This is a genomic window from Stenotrophomonas sp. K-6 (genome assembly GCF_056861555.1).
The window spans coordinates 234,352-251,709 of sequence record NZ_JBSPUC010000005.1 but is presented as its reverse complement, the minus strand read 5'-3'; the positions used below and the strand labels follow the sequence as shown (position 1 = coordinate 251,709).

The following is a 17,358-nucleotide window of genomic DNA, read 5'->3' as shown; positions in this document are numbered from 1 at the left end:
CCGTTCGGGGTGGTGCGGGATTACTGGTTGGCGAGAATGCTCACGCCGCTGAACGCGGACTCGCCGACGACCTTGATGTAGTACGTGCCGGCTACCGGCGCGGTGAAGCGCACGGTTTCACTGTTGCCCGGACGCGTGGACTTGGCATCGAACGCGGTGGCGGTCGGCTCCTTGCCCTGGCTCACGTAAACCGACACATTGCCGCTGCCGCCGTAGGTAAGCAGGCTCAGCACCTTGCCCGCCTGCGCCTCGAAGCTGTACAGCACTTCGCTGCCACCGGCGCCGCTCAGGCCACCGACGGCGACCTTGTTGGTCAGCGGCGTGGCCACCGGGCCGCAGTTTTCGGTGCACTCTTCTTCCAGCGCCTTGTCCAGCGCGGCCTTGGCATCGACGATGCCAGTGCCGATCGGGGTGGCGGTCGGGATGGTCACCGGGAAGGCCCGGGCGGTCTGCTTGAGCAGCGCTTCCAGTGCAGCCGGGGTGAGCGGATCCTTGCCGGCCGCAGCCACCGCGCCCTGCACCAGGGCCGCCACCGCCGCCACGTGCGGGGACGCCATCGAGGTACCGGCCATGCCCATGTAGCTGTAGGCACCCGAGGTCGGCGTGGTCAGGCCGTTGTAGCCGGACTGCCACACATAACCACCCGGATTGCCGTCCACGCTGCCACCGCCGCCCGGACCGGACAGATCAACCGCCGTGCCGAAGTTGGAGTAGTAGGCGATGCCACCGGTGATGCGGGTCGCACCGACGGCCACTACGTTGGCGCAACTGGCCGGACGGAAGTTGGCCGCGTTGGAGGCCGAGTTGCCGGCCGCGACCACCACAGTGGTACCACGCGACACGGCGCCGTTGATGGCGTCCTGGTAGAGCGCATCACACGCGCCGCCGCCGCCCAGGCTCATGTTGATGACCTCGGCCGGATTGGCATTGGCCGGCACACCGGCAACCGTGCCACCGGAGGCCCAGGTAATCGCGTCGGCGATGTCGGACAGGTAGCCACCGCACTTGCCGAGCACGCGCACCGGCAGCACGCGCGCCTTGTAGGCGACACCGGCCATGCCGACGCCGTTGTTGGTGGACTCGGCGATCGTGCCGGCCACGTGGGTACCGTGCCAGGAGCTGTCATCGGCCAGCGAACCGGCATAGCACTCGTTGTCGTTCTCCACCCAATCGCCGTAATCCAGCGCCCCCGGGACGCGCTCATCGGTCGGGCGGCGCGACGTTTCGGCATCGCTGATGAAGTCGTAACCGGCCAGCAGATTGCCGGAGAAGTCCGGATGCTGCGGCAGGATGCCGGTATCGAGCACCGCCACCACCACACCTTCGCCCTGGGCGATATCCCATGCGGCCGGTGCATTGATGCCGCCGGTGGCGCTGTTCAGATGCCACTGGTACTGCGCGTAGTAGGGATCGTTCGGCACCAGTTGCGGGGTGGCGTCACGCGGGCGCACATCGGTGCGCTGCAGTTTCACGTCCACTTCGGCGTACTGCACGGAGGGATCGGCCTTGATCTCGGCCAGCACCTTCTGCAGTTCGGCCGGGCTCAAACGGCCCTGCAGGCGGATCAGATCGGCGCCGACGCCGAGCTTGCGCACGATCTGCGGATTCACCGCACTGGCACGCCCCGCGGCGGAGCCACCAACACTGGCGCGTGCGACCGCCGACTGCACGGCCGTCAGCTTGGCCGAGCGATCCGTGGCCGCAGCCGTGCCCGTGCGGTACTTGACGATGATGCGCTCTGCGCCCTGGGCGGCAGCCGGCTGGCGCACCGGTTCCTTGGCCGGCAGGCCCGCTGCATAGGCGCTGGCGCCTGCGGACAACGACAGCACGGCGGCTGCCAGCACATTGATGCGAAGGTTCTGCTTACTGGTCACGTTGACGTCCTCTTCAAGGTCATGGATCAAACGACTGTTCAGGCCAACACTCCATGCGAGCTCCCTGGCCGGCCCTGGCCAAGGTTCCCGTGACCCGCCCCCTCAGGCCTTGCATTGCGTTGCCGCGGGGCCGAATCCGGCCCCGCGTTGGAACGACTTACCAGCCGAAGCCGGCACCCACGCCGACCGAGCTGTCATCACTGCTGAAGGCACCGCCCAGGGTCACCGTGGCGCGCTCGCTGAGCGCCCGCTGGTAGCCAAGCGACAGCGCCGATTCGCCGCCCTGGAAGCCCACGCCGACACCGACGCGGTTCTGGGTACGCACGCCGGCGGCGCTGGTGGCCATGTTGAGCATGGCCGCACTCATCGCGCCCTGGCGATCAATGCGACGGTCCTGGTGACGCAGGCGCTGGTCGATCTCGCCCTTGTAGATGTCGAAGCTGTCGGCCATCGAGGTAAAACGCTGGTCGGTGTAGCTGTTGGCGGTCGCGATGCCACCATCCAGCTGACCCTTGTTGACCGCATCGGTGGCCTGGGTACCGGCGGCGACGTTGGCGACCTGGCGCTCGTTGCCGGCACTGCCGACCGAGACCGTGTCGGCGCGGTCGGCGACCGAGCCCTGGCCCAGCGCGACCGAGTTGGCGGCCGACGCGGTCGCGCCCTGGCCGATCGCCGTGGCTGACGCGCCGCTGGCCACGGCTCCCTCGCCCATCACCACCGCGTTCACCGCCGCAGGTGTTGCCGCCGGCGCGTTGATCGGCTGACTGCTGCCGATAGTCGCCGCGGTCGGCGTGCCTTGCACGGTGGCGACGGCGATGTCGCTGGCGGCAGTGACGACGCTGGCCTCCGGCGCAGCGCTGCCATCCAGCGCCGCGCTGGTGTCCGAGGCTGCGCTGGTGTCCGCTGCCACTCTGGCGGTCGACAGCGAGGCAGTGCGTGCACGTGCACTGCCACTGCTGCCACCGGCAACCCGCTGATCGAGATCGCTGACCTTGCGGTCAAGCGCGCCGAGTGCATCGCCGACGTTGCTGTACGTCGCGCCCTGGATCACATAGTTCGGCGCCACGAACACGCCCTGCATGCCCACACTGGCGCCGCCGCCGAGGAAGGTGGCGACATCGGTCAACGACTGGAACAGCTGACCACCATTGATCGCCTGGCGGCTGCCGGAGGCGATGGAACCGCTGCCGACATTGTCCAGTGTGGTGCCCTGCAGCCCGGACAAGGTCAGCGTGTCGCGGCTGCTGTCGTCGTAGGTCAGCGCATTGGCGGTGACGTTCTCGACCGAGCCGATGCGGGTATCGATGTCACCGACCTGCGTCTCCACCGCCCCCACACGCTGGTTGGTGGTATTGAGCTGACCGCCGGTCACCGCGTCGGTGCTGCCCGCGGCAATGCGACCGGCCCCGACGTTGACGATGCGGCGCGTGGCCGGACCGTCGGTGCCGTTGCCACCGCCGACCGACACCACATTGGCTTCGACCGCCCGTGAGCCGGCACCCAGCGCCACCGCGTTGGCGCCGGAGACGCCCGCCGCCGAACCGATCGCGATGCTGTTGGCCCCGTTGCTGGCGAACGCGCCGTTGCCGATGGCTACACCGTTGGTGGCGTTGGTGGAGGCTTGGCGACCGAGCACGGTGCTGTTGGCACCGCGTGCCGAGGCATCGGCGCCGACGGCCGTGGCCCCGCTCGCCGAGGCGACGGCCGCAGTCCCCAGCGCGCTGCTGCGGGTTGCGCTGGCGGTAGCGCCGGAGCCGGCGGCGAGGGCATCACTGCCGCTGGCCGTGGCCACGCCGCTGCCGCTGGCCTGGAAGTGCTTGCCGACCGCGTCGGCGGTGGCCGCGACCGAATCAAGCTGCGACTTGGTCACCGCATCACTGGCATTGACCGCGTCACCGACATTGGTGATGCGGCGCGTTACCGGGCCGGTGGTGCCGTTGCCGCCACCGACCGAGACCACATTGGCCTCGCTGGTGCGGGCACCGGCGCCGAGCGCGACGCTGCCTGCGCCACTGGCCGACGAGCTGGTGCCCAAGGCCGTGGCATTGATGCCGTTGTAGGCGTAGCTGTCCTGGCCGATGGCGGTCGCGCCCTGCGAGGTTGCCCACGCCAGCTGCCCTACCGCGGTGGTGCGTGCAGCGGTGGCCCAGGCATTGGAACCGGCCGCGACGCTGTTCTCGCCACTGGCCTGCGATGCATAACCGATCGCATTGGCGTAGCTGCCCGACGCGGCGCTGCCCCAGCCCAGTGCGGAGGCGTAATCACCGCTGGCCTCGGCCCCGTAACCCAACGCCGTGGTGCGTACGCCACTGGCCGCGCTGAAGGTACCGACGGCGGTGCTGTAGTCACTGCCAGCCTCGGCGCTGTAGCCGAAGGCCGAAGACTGCAGCCCCGTTGCAGTGGACCCGGCACCGGTGGCGGTACTGAAGCTGCCGTCGGCCTGCGCGCCAGCGCCGAGTGCGGTGGCGCCGACGCCGTTGGCGCTGGTGGCCTTGTCGAGCAGCACGTTGCCAGCGTCATCTTCGTAGTACAGCGCACCGCCGATCGCCGTGGCCGAATCCGCCGTCGCGGAGGCATTGAAGCCCGAGGCAGAGGCATTGCGGCCGGAGGCCAACGCGCCGCTGCCATAGGCCGAGGCGCCGGTGCCGAACGCGTTGGCGGCCTCGCCCGCCGCAGTGGCATACGCTCCATCGACATAGCTGCCAACGTCATCGCCATTGCCGCTGCCCGAGGCCTGGAAGAAGCGGCTGGTGGTTCCCGCCACATCGGCGACCGCGTTCAGCTGATCGACATTCACCGCATCGGTGCCTTCGGTGCCGGCGGCGACGTTGGTGATCTGGCGTTGGGCTGTCGCCGTACCGACCGAGACCGCGTTGTCACGGTCGGCGATTGAACCGGCGCCGAGCGCGACACTGTTCACGCCTTCCGCGCTGGCACTGGCGCCCAAGGCAGTGGCATTGCCTGCATCGGCCCACGAGTTCCAGCCGATCGCGGTGGCGTAATCATCAGTCGCCCAAGCGCCCGCACCGAAGGCGGAGGCACCGGTGCCCGAGGCGCGCGATGGCAGCAGACCGAAGAAGGTCGTGCCACCGATCGCCACGCTCTCATCGCCGGTGGCTTCGGAGTATTCACCGACCGCCACCGCACCCGAGCCGGATGCGGTCGAGGCCGCACCAACCGCGACGGCGTAAGCGTTGGAGGCTACCGCCCCATAGCCCAGCGCGGAGGACAGCTGTCCGGTCGCTTCGCTGTAGCTGCCGAAAGCCGAGGCGCCGGCTTCGGACGCACTGGCGCGGAAGCCATTGGCGGTCGCCTGCTGGCCCGCTGCCGTGGACTGGCTGCCGGTAGCCGTGGCGTAGGCACCTGCGGCCTGTGCGCCGGCACCGGTCGCGCTCGCGCCGATCTCGCTGGCACTGGCGCCGTTGCCGATGGCGACGCTGTCTTCGCCGGTGGCCTGCGCGTCACTGCCCAGTGCTGCGGCACCATCAGCGCTCGCCAAGGCGTTGAAGCCAACGGCGGTGGCGTTGTCGGCGATGGCGGTGGCGCCACTGCCCAGCGCGCTGGCGCCGTTGCCGATGGCATTGGAAGCCTCACCGGCAGCAAGCGCATTGTCGCCTTCCACGTAGGCACCGGCGTCGCTGTCATCGCTGCCGCTGGCCTGGAAGTACTTGCTGGTCGTCGCGGCCGCATCGGCTACTGCATTCAACTGATTCACGTTCACCGCATCGGTGCCATCGGTACCGGCCGCGACGTTGGTGATCTGGCGCTGGGCATCGGCACTGCCGACCGAGACGCTGTCATCGCGGTCGGCGATCGAGTCGGCACCGAGTGCAACGCTGTTCGCGCCGCTGGAGGTCGCCGCATTGCCCAGCGCCGTGCTGTTCACGCCCGGCGACCATGCACCCCCGCCAACGGCCGTGGAATAGTTGCCCGAGGCCTCGGTGGGCAGCAGCCCGAACAGCGCACCACCGACGGCCACACTGTTGGTACCGCTGGCCAGGCTGCCTTGGCCGGTCGCGGTGCTGTACGCACCCGAGGCCTCAGCATCACCGCCGACCGCCACGCTGTTGGAGCCGGTCGCCTGGGCGAAGCTGCCCAGCGCGGTCGCGTTGAAGGCCGAGGCCACCGCGTATCCACCGATCGCAGTGGTGTAGCTGGCGGTCGCTTCCGAGGCGAACCCGTAACCCGCGGAGAGCGTCCCGCTCACCACGCTTTCCGCGCCGACGGCCGTCGCGCCATCACCGCTGGCGCTGCTGAAGTAACCCAGGGCCACCGACTCCTCACCGGCCGCATCGGACAGCGCGCCACCGGCCAGGCTGCCGGCGCCGGAGGCGACGCTGGCCGCACCGGTCGCGGTGCTCTGCTCGCCGGAAGCCAGACTCTCTGCACCAGTCGCCGTTGCGTACTCGGCGGTCGACTGCGCGTTGGCGCCCGTGGCGCTTGCATTGGCACCACTGGCGACGGCATTGAAGCCTATTGCACTGGCGTTGTCGGCCAGCGCAAACGCGCCGCTGCCGATCGCCGATGCACCGGTGCCGGCTGCGAAGCTGCTCGAACCGACCGCAGTGGCGTAATCGCCGTCGGTCGCCGCGTTTGCACCGGCGGCCACGCTCTCCTCGCCACCTGCGATGGCCGCACCGTCACCGCTGGCCTGGAACTGATCCGTCGCTGCGGTCAGCTGATCCAGATTGACGGCATCGCTGCCCTGGGTACCAGCGGCAACCTGCGTGATCTGGCGCTGCCGGTCATCGTTGCCGACCGAGACGGTGTAGGCACGGTCGGCGACCGACCCGGCGCCGAGCGCCACGGTGTTGGACGCACTGGCATTGCTGCCCGCACCGATACCGATCGCACTTTCACCGCCGGCCACCACGTTCGTGCCGATGGCGATGCTGTTGATGCTGTTGCCTAGCGCCTGGAAACCGACGGCGACGCTGTTGTCGCCGTAGCCGAAGGCACCGCGGCCAAGCGCGGTGGAACTGGTGCCGCGCGCCCAGCTGTTGTAGCCGATCGACGTGGCGCCGGTGCCACTGGCCCAGGCCGACTGACCGACGGCGGTGGCGTTGGCTTCGGTCGCCCATGCACTGGAACCGAACGCGGTGGCGCCATCGGCGGTGGCCCAGGCATACGCGCCGGTCGCCGTGGTTTCTTCACCGCTGGCGAAGGCATTGTCGCCCTGCGCCACGCTGTAGTCGCCGGTCGCGCGCGCCTTGTAGCCGCTGGCGAGACTGTTGCTGCCGGTGGCCTGTGCGCCACTGCCGAATGCATTGCTGGTGGTGCCGGTCGCCTGCGCGCCAGCACCGACGGCCACGCTGTCCGGTGCCGCGGTGGCACCGATCAGGATCGCATTGCCCTGGTCATCGATCAGCGGCTGGTTGTATTCGTCGTACGCCTGGCCGAGGCCACCAATGGCGACACTGCCGGTGCCGGTGGCGCTGCTGTTGCGGCCCAGGGCCACCGTGTCATCTCCGACCGCGGTCGCACCACCGCCCACAGCCGTTGCACCGGCGCCCAGCGCATTGCTCGCTTCACCGGCTGCCAATGCATCCTCGCCATCGGCGAACGCACCGACCGCACCGCTGGCCGCGCCGTTCGACTTGAATTGCGCCGAGGTTGCCGATGCCGACGTCGCAACCGCATCGAGCTGCGCCTTGTTGACCGCATCAGTGGCTTCGGTACCCGCGGCGACGCTGGTGATCTGGCGCTCGTTGCCAACGTCACCCACCGAGACCGTGTTGGCACGAGTGGCGGTGGAATTGGCGCCCAGGGCGACACTGTTGGCGCCGCGTGCGGTGCTGTAGAAACCGACCGCTGTGCTCAGTTCACCGCTGGCCCAGGTTTCCGCGCCGAGCGCCGTGGCACCTTCGCCCGGCGCGTAGGCGAAGTAGCCCACGGCCGTGGCTTCCGTGCCGGAAGCTTCGCTCAACGTGCCGTTGGCCACGGCGTAATCGCCACTGGCGATCGCGCCGGCACCGACCGCGGTGGCGGCTTCGCCACTGGCCTGGGTCTGCACGAAGAAGCCCAGTCCCGGCAGCAGATCCGCCGGACCGCCAATGGCGGTACTGCTGTTGCCGGTCGCCACGCTCTGCGTACCGACCGCCGTGGAATAGTCGCCGGTGGCATTGGAGACCGCGCCGAAGGCCGACGCCTGTGCACCGGAGGCATACGCACCTACGCCGTACGAGGACGATGCGAAGCCTGCGGCTTCCGCACTCGCGCCGACCGCCGTGCCGCCCACGCCGGCGCTGGTTGCGCCGGTATCCACCGGCACGCCGCCGTTGGTGATCAGCGGGTTGCCATCGGCATCGACTGCTGCACCGCCGACCGCGACGCTGCCCGGCCCGTTGGCCTGCGCGTTGGTGCCGAAGGCCGCACTGTTCTGACCGGTGGCGCTGGCGTTGTAGCCGACGGCCGTCGCGTTCTGCGCGGTGACCGTGGCGCCGCTGCCGAGCGCGGTCGCGCCGTTGGCCAGCGCATTGGACGCCTCGCCGATCGCAGTCGCGTTATCGCCTGCCGCAAAGGCGCCGGCATCGCTGTCGCTGCTGCCGGTGGCCTGGAAATGCTTGTCCGTGTTGGCGGCAACCGCGCCAACCGCGTCCAGCTGCGCCTTGTTCACCGCATCGCTGTCTTCGGTGCCATCGGCAAGGTTGGTGATCTGGCGACGCAGGCCGTTTTCCGCATTGCCGACAGATACCGTGTCGACGCGATCCGCATACGATCCGGCACCGAGCGCCACGCTGCCCACCGCGACGGCCGCCGAATTCGCGCCGAGCGTTGCGCTGAAATCCGCGACCGCGACGCTGAACGCGCCGACCGCCACGGAGGCTTCGCCAGCACTGGCCGCACCGCGGCCCAGCGAGGTGCTGCCTGGCCCGATGGCCAGTGCGCCACCGCCGATCGCGGTCGCGCCATCGGCGCTGGCTTCGGCCAGACCACCAATCGCGGTGGCGGCGCCGTTTTCACTGGCCGCCAAAGCAGAAGCACCGAGGGCGACATCGCCCAGACCGAACGCCGCCGCGCTCTGGCCGAGCGCGATGCTGGCATCACCGAAGGCCATGCTGCCCTGACCGAATGAACTCGCCCCAAGGCCAACCGCGAGTGCCTGGTTGCCGACGGCAGTGGTGGCATTGCCGATCGCCTGGCTGCTGTTGCCCAGTGCCGTTGCGCCGTCGCCATCGGCGTTGGCGCTGGCACCTGCGGCCAGTGCACCCTCGCCATCGATCGTCGCCGCATCGGCGCCGGTGCCGTCACCATCAGCCTTGAAATAGCGGGTCGCGCCTTCGGCGGCGACCGCCACCTTGTCCAGCTGCGCCTTGTTCACCGCATCGGTAGCCGCCGTGCCGGCGGCCACGTTGGTGACCTGGCGCTCCTTGCCGGCGTCACCGACGGACACCGTGTTGGCGCGGTTGGTCTTCGAGCCAGCGCCGAGCGCCACGCTGTTGGCGCCCGAGGCGGTGCTGTTGCTACCGATCGCCACCGCATTGGCGCCCGAAGCCGTGGCGTTGCCGTCGACCACGCAGCTATCGACGATGTTGCTGTTGAGCACCAGGCAGTTGGCATTGCCGCCGACTTCGACCGACTGCGCGTGGGCGGTCTGCGACGCGCCTGCCACGCCTAATCCAAGCGTCAACGCGATGGCGGCCGAGAGCACTGCAGTGCTGCATCCGCCAGCGGTTCGGCGTTGATCGATGACGACACCCGAGGACTGGCTGCTGGCCAATTCCGAGGCGACGACCATCTGCCCCAGTGCTTTGTTCCAGACCTTGCGATAAATCCGATTCATCGATGTGGCTCCTGATTAGGCTGGTTTTAGGCAAAGCGACGCCAACGCCGGACCGCGTGGTCCAACGTCCCCTGGGGGCGTTTTTTCGCTTGATTTACTGCGTTGTGCGCAATGGCTGGCAGATACCTACAGCGTGCTCGCCATCCATGCGGTTACTGTGGAACTGAACGCTGTCGAAATGAGGATGCAGTGTTAACGTACAGTTTCAATGACGTCAAGACTTTGACGTTGATTTTCATATGACCGTGCCGCGCGTCACAAAACCGCCGCGTTATTGCCCATTTTTGTTAGCGGTATGTGAGCAAACGAGATGACGCATTTTCACGTTGTAACGCTGTGTAACTCATTGCTCCCGATCAGTTTGTGTTCCACACAAAAGAAAACCGCCGGACAGGCCGGCGGTTTCTTCACGCGATTTTCACTGCATCAGATCTGACGCGGTGCGCAGTATCAGCCGCACCATACTCTTGCGTTGCGGAACATCCGCAGCCACGGCGAATCGCCGTTCCAGTCGTCCGGATGCCAACTGTGGTTGATCGCGCGCGGGGTACGTTCCGGGTGCGGCATCATGATCGTGGTGCGGCCATCGGTGGTCGTCAGGCCGGTGATGCCATCGGGCGAGCCGTTGGGATTGAGCGGGTACTGGCTGGCCACGGTGCCGTCGCCATCGATGTAGCGCAGCGACACGCGCGCGGCGGCCTGATCGACCGCAGTGGCGAACACGGCCTGGCCTTCGCCATGCGCCACCGCGACCGGCAGGCGCGAGCCGGCCATGCCACGCAGCAGGATCGAGGGCGATTCCACCACTTCCAGCAACGCCGTGCGGGCCTCGAACTGCTCGCTGCGGTTGCGGCGGAACTGCGGCCAGTGCTCGGCACCGGGAATGATGTCCTTGAGCTGGCTCATCATCTGGCAGCCGTTGCACACACCCAGCGCGAAACTGTCCTCGCGGGCGAAGAACGCCGCGAAGGCATCGCGCAGCGCGCTGCGCTCCAGCACCGAGGTGGCCCAGCCGCGGCCGGCACCGAGCACGTCGCCGTAGCTGAAGCCGCCACAGGCGACCAGGCCGGTGAAATCGGACAGCGCGACACGGCCTTCAATGAGGTCGCTCATGTGCACGTCGAACGAGCTGAAGCCGGCACGTTCGAAGATGTTCGCCATTTCGATCTGGCCGTTGACGCCCTGCTCGCGCAGCACCGCCACGCGTGGGCGCGCACCGGTGTTGATGAAGGGCATCGCCACGTCTTCGTTGATATCGAAGGTCAGCTTCGGCTTCAGGCCCGGCGCGTTGAAGTTGCGCGCGATCGCACGCTCCTGGTCGGCGTTGTCCGGGTTGTCGCGCAGCTTCTGCATGGCATGGGTCACCGACCACCAGGCATCGAACAGCGCTTCCCAGCGCCACTCGACCAGGCTCTCGCCCTGCAGCGAGACACGCACCACCGGGGCGGTGGTCGGGCGTGCGATGCGCTGCGCGCATTCGGTCAGTGCATGACGTTCGACCAGATCAGCAAACGCGGCGCGGTCTTCCTTGGCGATCTGCACCACCGCACCCAGCTCTTCATTGAACAGGCTGCGGAACGGATCATCGCCCCAGGCATCCAGCGTGATGTCCAGACCAAGACGCGAGGCGAAGGCCATCTCGCACAGCGCGGCGAACGCACCGCCATCGCTGCGGTCGTGGTAGGCCAACAGCAGGCCGGCCTGGCGCGCATCGCGGATCAGTTCGAAGAAGGCGCGCAGGCGCTGCGCATCGTCCAGATCCGGCACGGCACCGGCGAAGGCCGGCAGTGCGGAATGGTCGGCGTGCACCTGGGCCAGGATCGAGCCACCAAGACGCTGCTTGCCGGCACCCAGGCCGATCAGCCACAGCTCGCTGTCGGCATCACGGTCGAGCAGCGGGGTCAGCTGGCCGGTGGCATCGGCAACCGGTGCGAACGCCGAGATCACCAGCGACACCGGCGACACCGACTTGTGGGCCTGGCCGTTGTCCTGCCACTGCGCCTGCATGGACAGCGAGTCCTTGCCGACCGGAATGCTCAGGTCCAGCTGCGGGCACAGCTCCATGCCAACCGCACGCACCGCGTCATACAGCAGCGCGTCTTCGCCGTGATGGCCAGCTGCGGCCATCCAGTTGGCCGACAGCTTCACCGTTTCCAGCGCATCGACCGGGGCCGCGCACAGGTTGGTGATCGCTTCACCGACCGCCATGCGCGCCGACGCGGCCGCATCCAGCAGGGCCAGTGGGGTACGCTCGCCGATCGCCATCGCTTCACCGGCCACGGTATCGAAACCGGCCAGGGTGATGGCGACGTTGGCCAGCGGCAGCTGCCACGGGCCGATCATCTGTTCGCGTGCGGTCAAGCCGCCGACGCTGCGGTCGCCGATGGTGACCAGGAAGTTCTTCGAGGCCACCGAGGGATGCGCCAGCACGCGCAGACCCGCTTCGTGCAGATCCAGCCCGGCGGTCTTCAGCGCCGGCCAGCGCGGTGCCGCCGGGTGCACGGTGTCGCGGTGCATCTTCGGCGCCTTGCCGAACAGCACGTCCATCGGCAGATCGATCGGGGCATCCGCCGGCGTGTTGCCCACGGTGGCGCCATAGGCCACCACCAGACGCTCTTCTGCGGTCGCGACGCCAACGGCGGCGAACGGGCAACGTTCACGCGCGCACAGCGCGGCGAACTCGGCCAGGCGCGCCTGCGGCACACCGAGCACATAGCGCTCCTGCGATTCGTTGCACCACAGCTGCATCGGCGACAGCGACGGGTCATCGGCGGGCACCTTGCCCAGATCGATCACACCGCCCACGCCGGAGTCATGCAGCAGCTCGGGAATCGCGTTGGACAGGCCACCTGCGCCCACGTCATGGAACCAGCGGATCGGGTTGTCCAGGCCGAGTGCGACGCAGCGGTCGATCACTTCCTGGCAGCGACGCTCCATTTCCGGGTTGTCGCGCTGCACGCTGGCGAAATCGAGGTCTTCGGCGCTCTCACCGGAGGCCACCGAGCTGGCGGCACCGCCACCCAGGCCGATCAGCATCGCCGGGCCACCCAGCACGATCACCGCATCGCCGGGCTGCAGGCGCAGCTTCTCGACCTGGTTCTGGTCGATGGCGCCGAGGCCACCGGCCAGCATGATCGGCTTGTCGTAGGCGCGGGTCAGGCCCTCGCCTTCGGGCAGTTCGAAGCTGCGGAAGTAGCCGAGCAGGTTCGGCCGGCCAAACTCGTTGTTGAACGCGGCGCCGCCAAGCGGGCCGTCCAGCATGATGTCCAGCGCCGGGGCCATGCGCGGGTTCAGCGCGCGCGGCGCCTCCCACGGCTGCGGCAAGGTCGGGATGCGCAGGTGCGAGACCGAGAAACCGGTCAGGCCGGCCTTGGGCTTGCCGCCGCGGCCGGTCGCGCCTTCATCGCGGATTTCACCGCCGGCACCGGTGGCCGCACCCGGGAACGGGGCGATCGCGGTCGGGTGGTTGTGCGTTTCCACCTTGATGCAGAACGCCGAATCCACCACGGCTTCGCTGCGGTACTGGCCGGTGGCCGGGTCCGGGCGATAGCGCGCGGCCGGGAAGCCGGCAACCACGGCGGCGTTGTCGCTGTAGGCGCTCAACGTGTGCTGCGGGGTCTGCTGGTGGGTGTTCTTGATCATCCGGAACAGCGAGTGCGACTGGTCGGCACCGTCGATGGTCCAGCTGGCATTGAAGATCTTGTGGCGGCAGTGCTCGGAGTTGGCCTGCGCGAACATCATCAGTTCCACGTCCGACGGCGTGCGGCCCAGGTCGCCGAAGCGCTGGCGCAGGTAGTCGATCTCGTCCTGGGCCATGGCCAGGCCGAGGCGGCTGTTGGCCGCTTCCAGGTCATCCAGCGCGATGCGTTCCAGCTCGCCGCGCGCCGGGGCGCTGAACAGCGCCTGCGCCTGGGCGGTCTCGGCCAGCACGGATTGGGTCATCGGGTCGTGCAGCGCGCGGATCACCGCTTCCTGCGCGGCGGCATCGGCCGGCCAGCCGGCCAGGTCGATGCGCAGGCCACGTTCCACGCGACGAATCGGCTGCCCAGCACCGCGGACCAGCTCGGTGGCCTTGCTCGACCACGGTGACAGGGTGCCCAACCGCGGCACCACGAAGCGCGAGACCGCCCCGTCTTCACGCCCGGCCAGCGTCGGCTGGGCTTCCAGGATCCGGCTCAGGATCGCCGGGTCCGGGGCCGCATCGCCCTCGGTCTGGATGAAATAGACGTGCCAGGCACCGGTGATGCGCAGATCGGCGGCCAGGGACTGCAGGCGGGATTCAAGACGTTCGCGGCGGAACGGCGAAAGGGCGGATGCGCCCTCGAGGACCATCATGTCCGGGGAACCGTGGTTGGGAACGGGGCCCACTATTGTACCCAAGTCCGCCGCCTCGGCCCGACGGCCGGGTTCGGCCGGCCGGGGCCGGGGGCAATCGTGTTCACACCCGAACCATGCACTGGTTCACGGATTGCGCCCCGATTACATGACAACGTTATCACCACCTGGCCCAGCGCCAGGTGCTGTCCGTCCCCCATGTCGTTGCCGGCCTCTCTCACCGGCGCCCGGACCTGCTGCCCGCATGCCGCCATCCCGGCGGCATGCGCACACCACCTGATCGGAGACAGACCATGCCAGACCCGATTGCGCGCCGTGCAGTGACATCGTTTTCCTCCCCCGCCCCCATCCTGCGCCGACGGCGTTGGCTGCTGGCGCTGGCCCTGGCCGCTGCCGCCGGCACGCCCACGCTGGTGCAGGCCGCGAACTGTACCGGGGCACCCGAATGGAACGGCGCCGCCATCTACCTGGCTGGCCAGACCCTGCAGAAAGGCGGCGTGCTCTACCGCGCCAACCAGGACATCTGGAATGCCCCGCCCGACCACCCGGCCGGCGCCCCCTACTACACCAACCTCGGTGCCTGCGATGGCAGCGGCAGCAACCAGCCGCCCAGCGTCGCACTGACCTCCCCGGCCGCCGGCGCCAGCTTCACCGCTGGCAGCAGCATCACGGTCAGCGCCACTGCCAGCGATACCGACGGCAGCATCAGCAAGGTCGAGTTCTTCCGCGGCGGTACCTCGCTGGGCATCGACACCAGCGCGCCCTACAGCGTGGTCTGGAGCAATGCCGCGGCCGGCAGCCACACCTTCAAGGCGGTGGCCACCGACAACAACAACGCCGTGACCTCGTCGGCCACGGTCAATGTGACCGTCACCGCGGCCAGCAACGACACCACGCCCCCCAGCGTCCCGGGCGGACTGGCTTCTCCGTCCAGGACCGCGACGACGGTCAATCTGGCTTGGAACGCGGCCACCGACAACAGTGGCGGCAGCGGCGTGGCCGGCTACGACGTGTACCGCAACGGCAGCCTGGTCGGCTCGCCCAGCGCCACCCAGTACACCGATGGCGGCCTTGCCGCGAGCACGGCCTATACCTACACAGTGCGAGCACGCGACAACGCCGGCAATGCCTCGGCGCAGAGCGGCTCGATCAGCGTGACCACGGCTGCCGGTGGCGGCGGAGGGGGTACCAAGCGGGTGATCGGCTACTTCACCCAGTGGGGCATCTATGGCCGCAACTACCAGGTCAAGAACATCGACACGAGTGGTTCGGCAGCCAAGCTGACCCATATCAATTACGCCTTCGGCAATGTGCGCAACAACCGCTGCGAAGTCGGGGTGACCCAGGCGTCCGACCCGAACACCGGCGTGGGCGGCGATGCGTACGCCGACTACGGCAAGTCCTTCGCGGCCGGTGCCAGCGTGAGCGGCGTCGCCGATACCTGGGACCAGCCGCTGCGCGGCAACTGGAACCAGCTCAAGCAGCTCAAGGCCAAGCACCCGAACATCAAGGTGCTGATCTCGCTCGGCGGCTGGACCTGGTCGCGCGGGTTCTCCAGCGCGGCGCAGCCGGCCAACCGGCAGGCGTTCGTGGCCTCGTGCATCGATGCCTACATCAAGGGCAACCTGCCGGTCGCCGACGGTGCGGGCGGCGCGGGTGCGGCGCTCGGCGTGTTCGATGGCATCGACATCGACTGGGAGTACCCGGTGGCCTGCGGGCTGAGCTGCGGCACCCCAGCCGACAATGCCAACTTCACTGCATTGCTGGCCGAGTTCCGCCGCCAGCTGGATGCGGTGCGCCCGGGTCTGTTGCTGACGGTCGCCGTGGGCGCAGGCGTGGACAAGATCCGCGTGACCGATCCGGCCAGCTACCACCCGTACTTGGATTTCATCAACGTGATGACCTACGACTTCCACGGCGCGTGGGATCCGCAGACCAACCATCACTCGGCGCTGTTCGATTCACCGGCCGACCCTTCCACCGGCGACCAGAAGTTCTACAACAGCAATGATGCGATGGAGGCCTTCCTCAGCCGCGGCGTGCCGGCCAGCAAGTTGAACCTGGGCATCGGTTACTACGGGCGCGGCTGGACCGGCGTGGCCAGCGGCAACAACGGGCTCTACAAGAGCGCCAGCGGCGCCGCACCCGGCACGTACGAAGCCGGTATCGAAGATTGGAAGGTCCTGAAAAACCTCAACTGGCCGGTCTACACCGACAACGTCGCCAAGGCCACGTGGATCTCCAACGGCACCACGTTCTGGAGTCTGGACACGCCAGCCATGGTCACCGAGAAGATGGGCTATGTGAAAACACAGGGCCTGGGCGGTGCGTTCTTCTGGGAGTTCAGCGGCGATGATGCACAGGGCACCCTGACCAAGGCGATCAGTGACGGTTTGAAGTAATCCCGCCTGGCGCGGGGCGCTGCCACGCTGACCCAGCAGGGGACGCGCCGCGTTGATCGCAACAACCAAAACGCCCCGGCCTGGCCGGGGCGTTCCGTTTTCAACGGCTGCCGCCTGCCGAGACGCGCTCCAGCGCGGCCTTGAGCTGCGCCGGCGGCAGGTAGCCGCCGAGCTGGGTGCCGTCGGCGGCGAAGATCGCCGGAGTGCCGTTGACGCCCATCTGCTGGCCGAGCTTGTACTGCATCGCCACCGGGTTGGTGCAGTTCTTCGGGGTGACGGCCTTGCCGGTCTTGGCCGCGGTCAGGGCCTGCTTGCGATCGGCCGCGCACCAGACCGAAATCATGTCGGTGTAGTCCTGGCTGCCCAGGCCCATGCGCGGAAATGCCAGGTATTCCACGGTGATGCCATTGCGGTTGAGCTCGGCGATGTCCTGGTGCAGCTTGCGGCAGTAACCGCACTCGATGTCGGTGAAGACGCTGACGGTGTACTTGGCATTGGGCGCGGCAAACACGATGCGCTCGTTGTGGGGCACGCCATCGAGCAGCTTGCGGCGGTAGCTGAGCAGGCCCTGGCTGCTGACCGGCGCCTTGTTCTGGATATCGTACGGCTGGGACTGCATCAGGTAGCGGCCGTCATCGGACACGTACAGCACCTGGCCGCCGACCAGCACTTCACGGAAGCCCGGGAATGGCGCCGCGCCGATGAAGTCGGGCTTGAAGTTGGGGTCCAGCTGCTGGAGCGCGGTGCGCACGCGCTGATCGGCGTCGCCGGCAGCAGCCGGCGCCGGGGCAGTGGATTTAGCCGCCGGGGCGGACGGTTGCTGCGCGCAGGCAGTCAGGCTGAGCGCGCCGAAGAGCGCCGCAATGGCAACACGGAGCATCGAGCATTCCGGTGTGAGGAGTCAGGCTGGATTCTCGCACAGCTGCCTGCTCACACAGCTGGACCGCAGTGGAACGGTGAGGCG

General features: G+C 68.3%; 5 protein-coding genes. 1 reads left to right on the top strand and 4 read right to left on the bottom strand.

The features are described 5' to 3' along the window. Window positions 1–20: 20 nt before the first annotated feature. The 3 genes from AC13F7_RS16075 to purL form a co-directional block, all read right to left on the bottom strand. Complete coding sequence (locus AC13F7_RS16075; protein ID WP_483002080.1) at window positions 21–1,874, bottom strand: S8 family peptidase; 1,854 nt, start codon at window positions 1,872–1,874, stop codon at window positions 21–23. 157 nt (window positions 1,875–2,031) lie between these two features. Further along, the gene (locus tag AC13F7_RS16070) at window positions 2,032–9,657 is read right to left on the bottom strand and encodes an ESPR-type extended signal peptide-containing protein (RefSeq protein ID WP_483002078.1); all 7,626 of its coding nucleotides are present in this window, start codon (window positions 9,655–9,657) and stop codon (window positions 2,032–2,034) included. A 450-nt stretch (window positions 9,658–10,107) separates the two neighbouring features. Beyond that, complete coding sequence (gene purL, locus AC13F7_RS16065) at window positions 10,108–13,992, bottom strand: phosphoribosylformylglycinamidine synthase (protein ID WP_483002076.1); 3,885 nt, start codon at window positions 13,990–13,992, stop codon at window positions 10,108–10,110. A gap of 293 nt (window positions 13,993–14,285) precedes the next feature. On the opposite strand from purL, the gene AC13F7_RS16060 reads away from it, so the two are divergent. After that, a complete protein-coding gene (locus AC13F7_RS16060; protein ID WP_483002074.1) occupies window positions 14,286–16,394 on the top strand; it encodes a glycosyl hydrolase family 18 protein in 2,109 nt (702 codons plus the stop codon). Window positions 16,395–16,494: 100 nt separating this feature from the next. Here the strand turns inward: AC13F7_RS16060 and AC13F7_RS16055 are convergent, their stop codons facing one another. Then, complete coding sequence (locus tag AC13F7_RS16055) at window positions 16,495–17,274, bottom strand: thioredoxin fold domain-containing protein (RefSeq protein WP_483002072.1); 780 nt, start codon at window positions 17,272–17,274, stop codon at window positions 16,495–16,497. Window positions 17,275–17,358 lie beyond the last annotated feature (84 nt).

Bases quoted from the DNA above. Each gene is read 5' to 3' on its own strand.
- AC13F7_RS16070 (WP_483002078.1), bottom strand. From the start codon at position 9,657: ATGAATCGGATTTATCGCAAGGTCTGGAACAAAGCACTGGGGCAGATG.
- purL (WP_483002076.1), bottom strand. From the start codon at position 13,992: ATGATGGTCCTCGAGGGCGCATCCGCCCTTTCGCCGTTCCGCCGCGAA.
- AC13F7_RS16060 (WP_483002074.1), top strand. From the start codon at position 14,286: ATGCCAGACCCGATTGCGCGCCGTGCAGTGACATCGTTTTCCTCCCCC.
- AC13F7_RS16055 (WP_483002072.1), bottom strand. From the start codon at position 17,274: ATGCTCCGTGTTGCCATTGCGGCGCTCTTCGGCGCGCTCAGCCTGACT.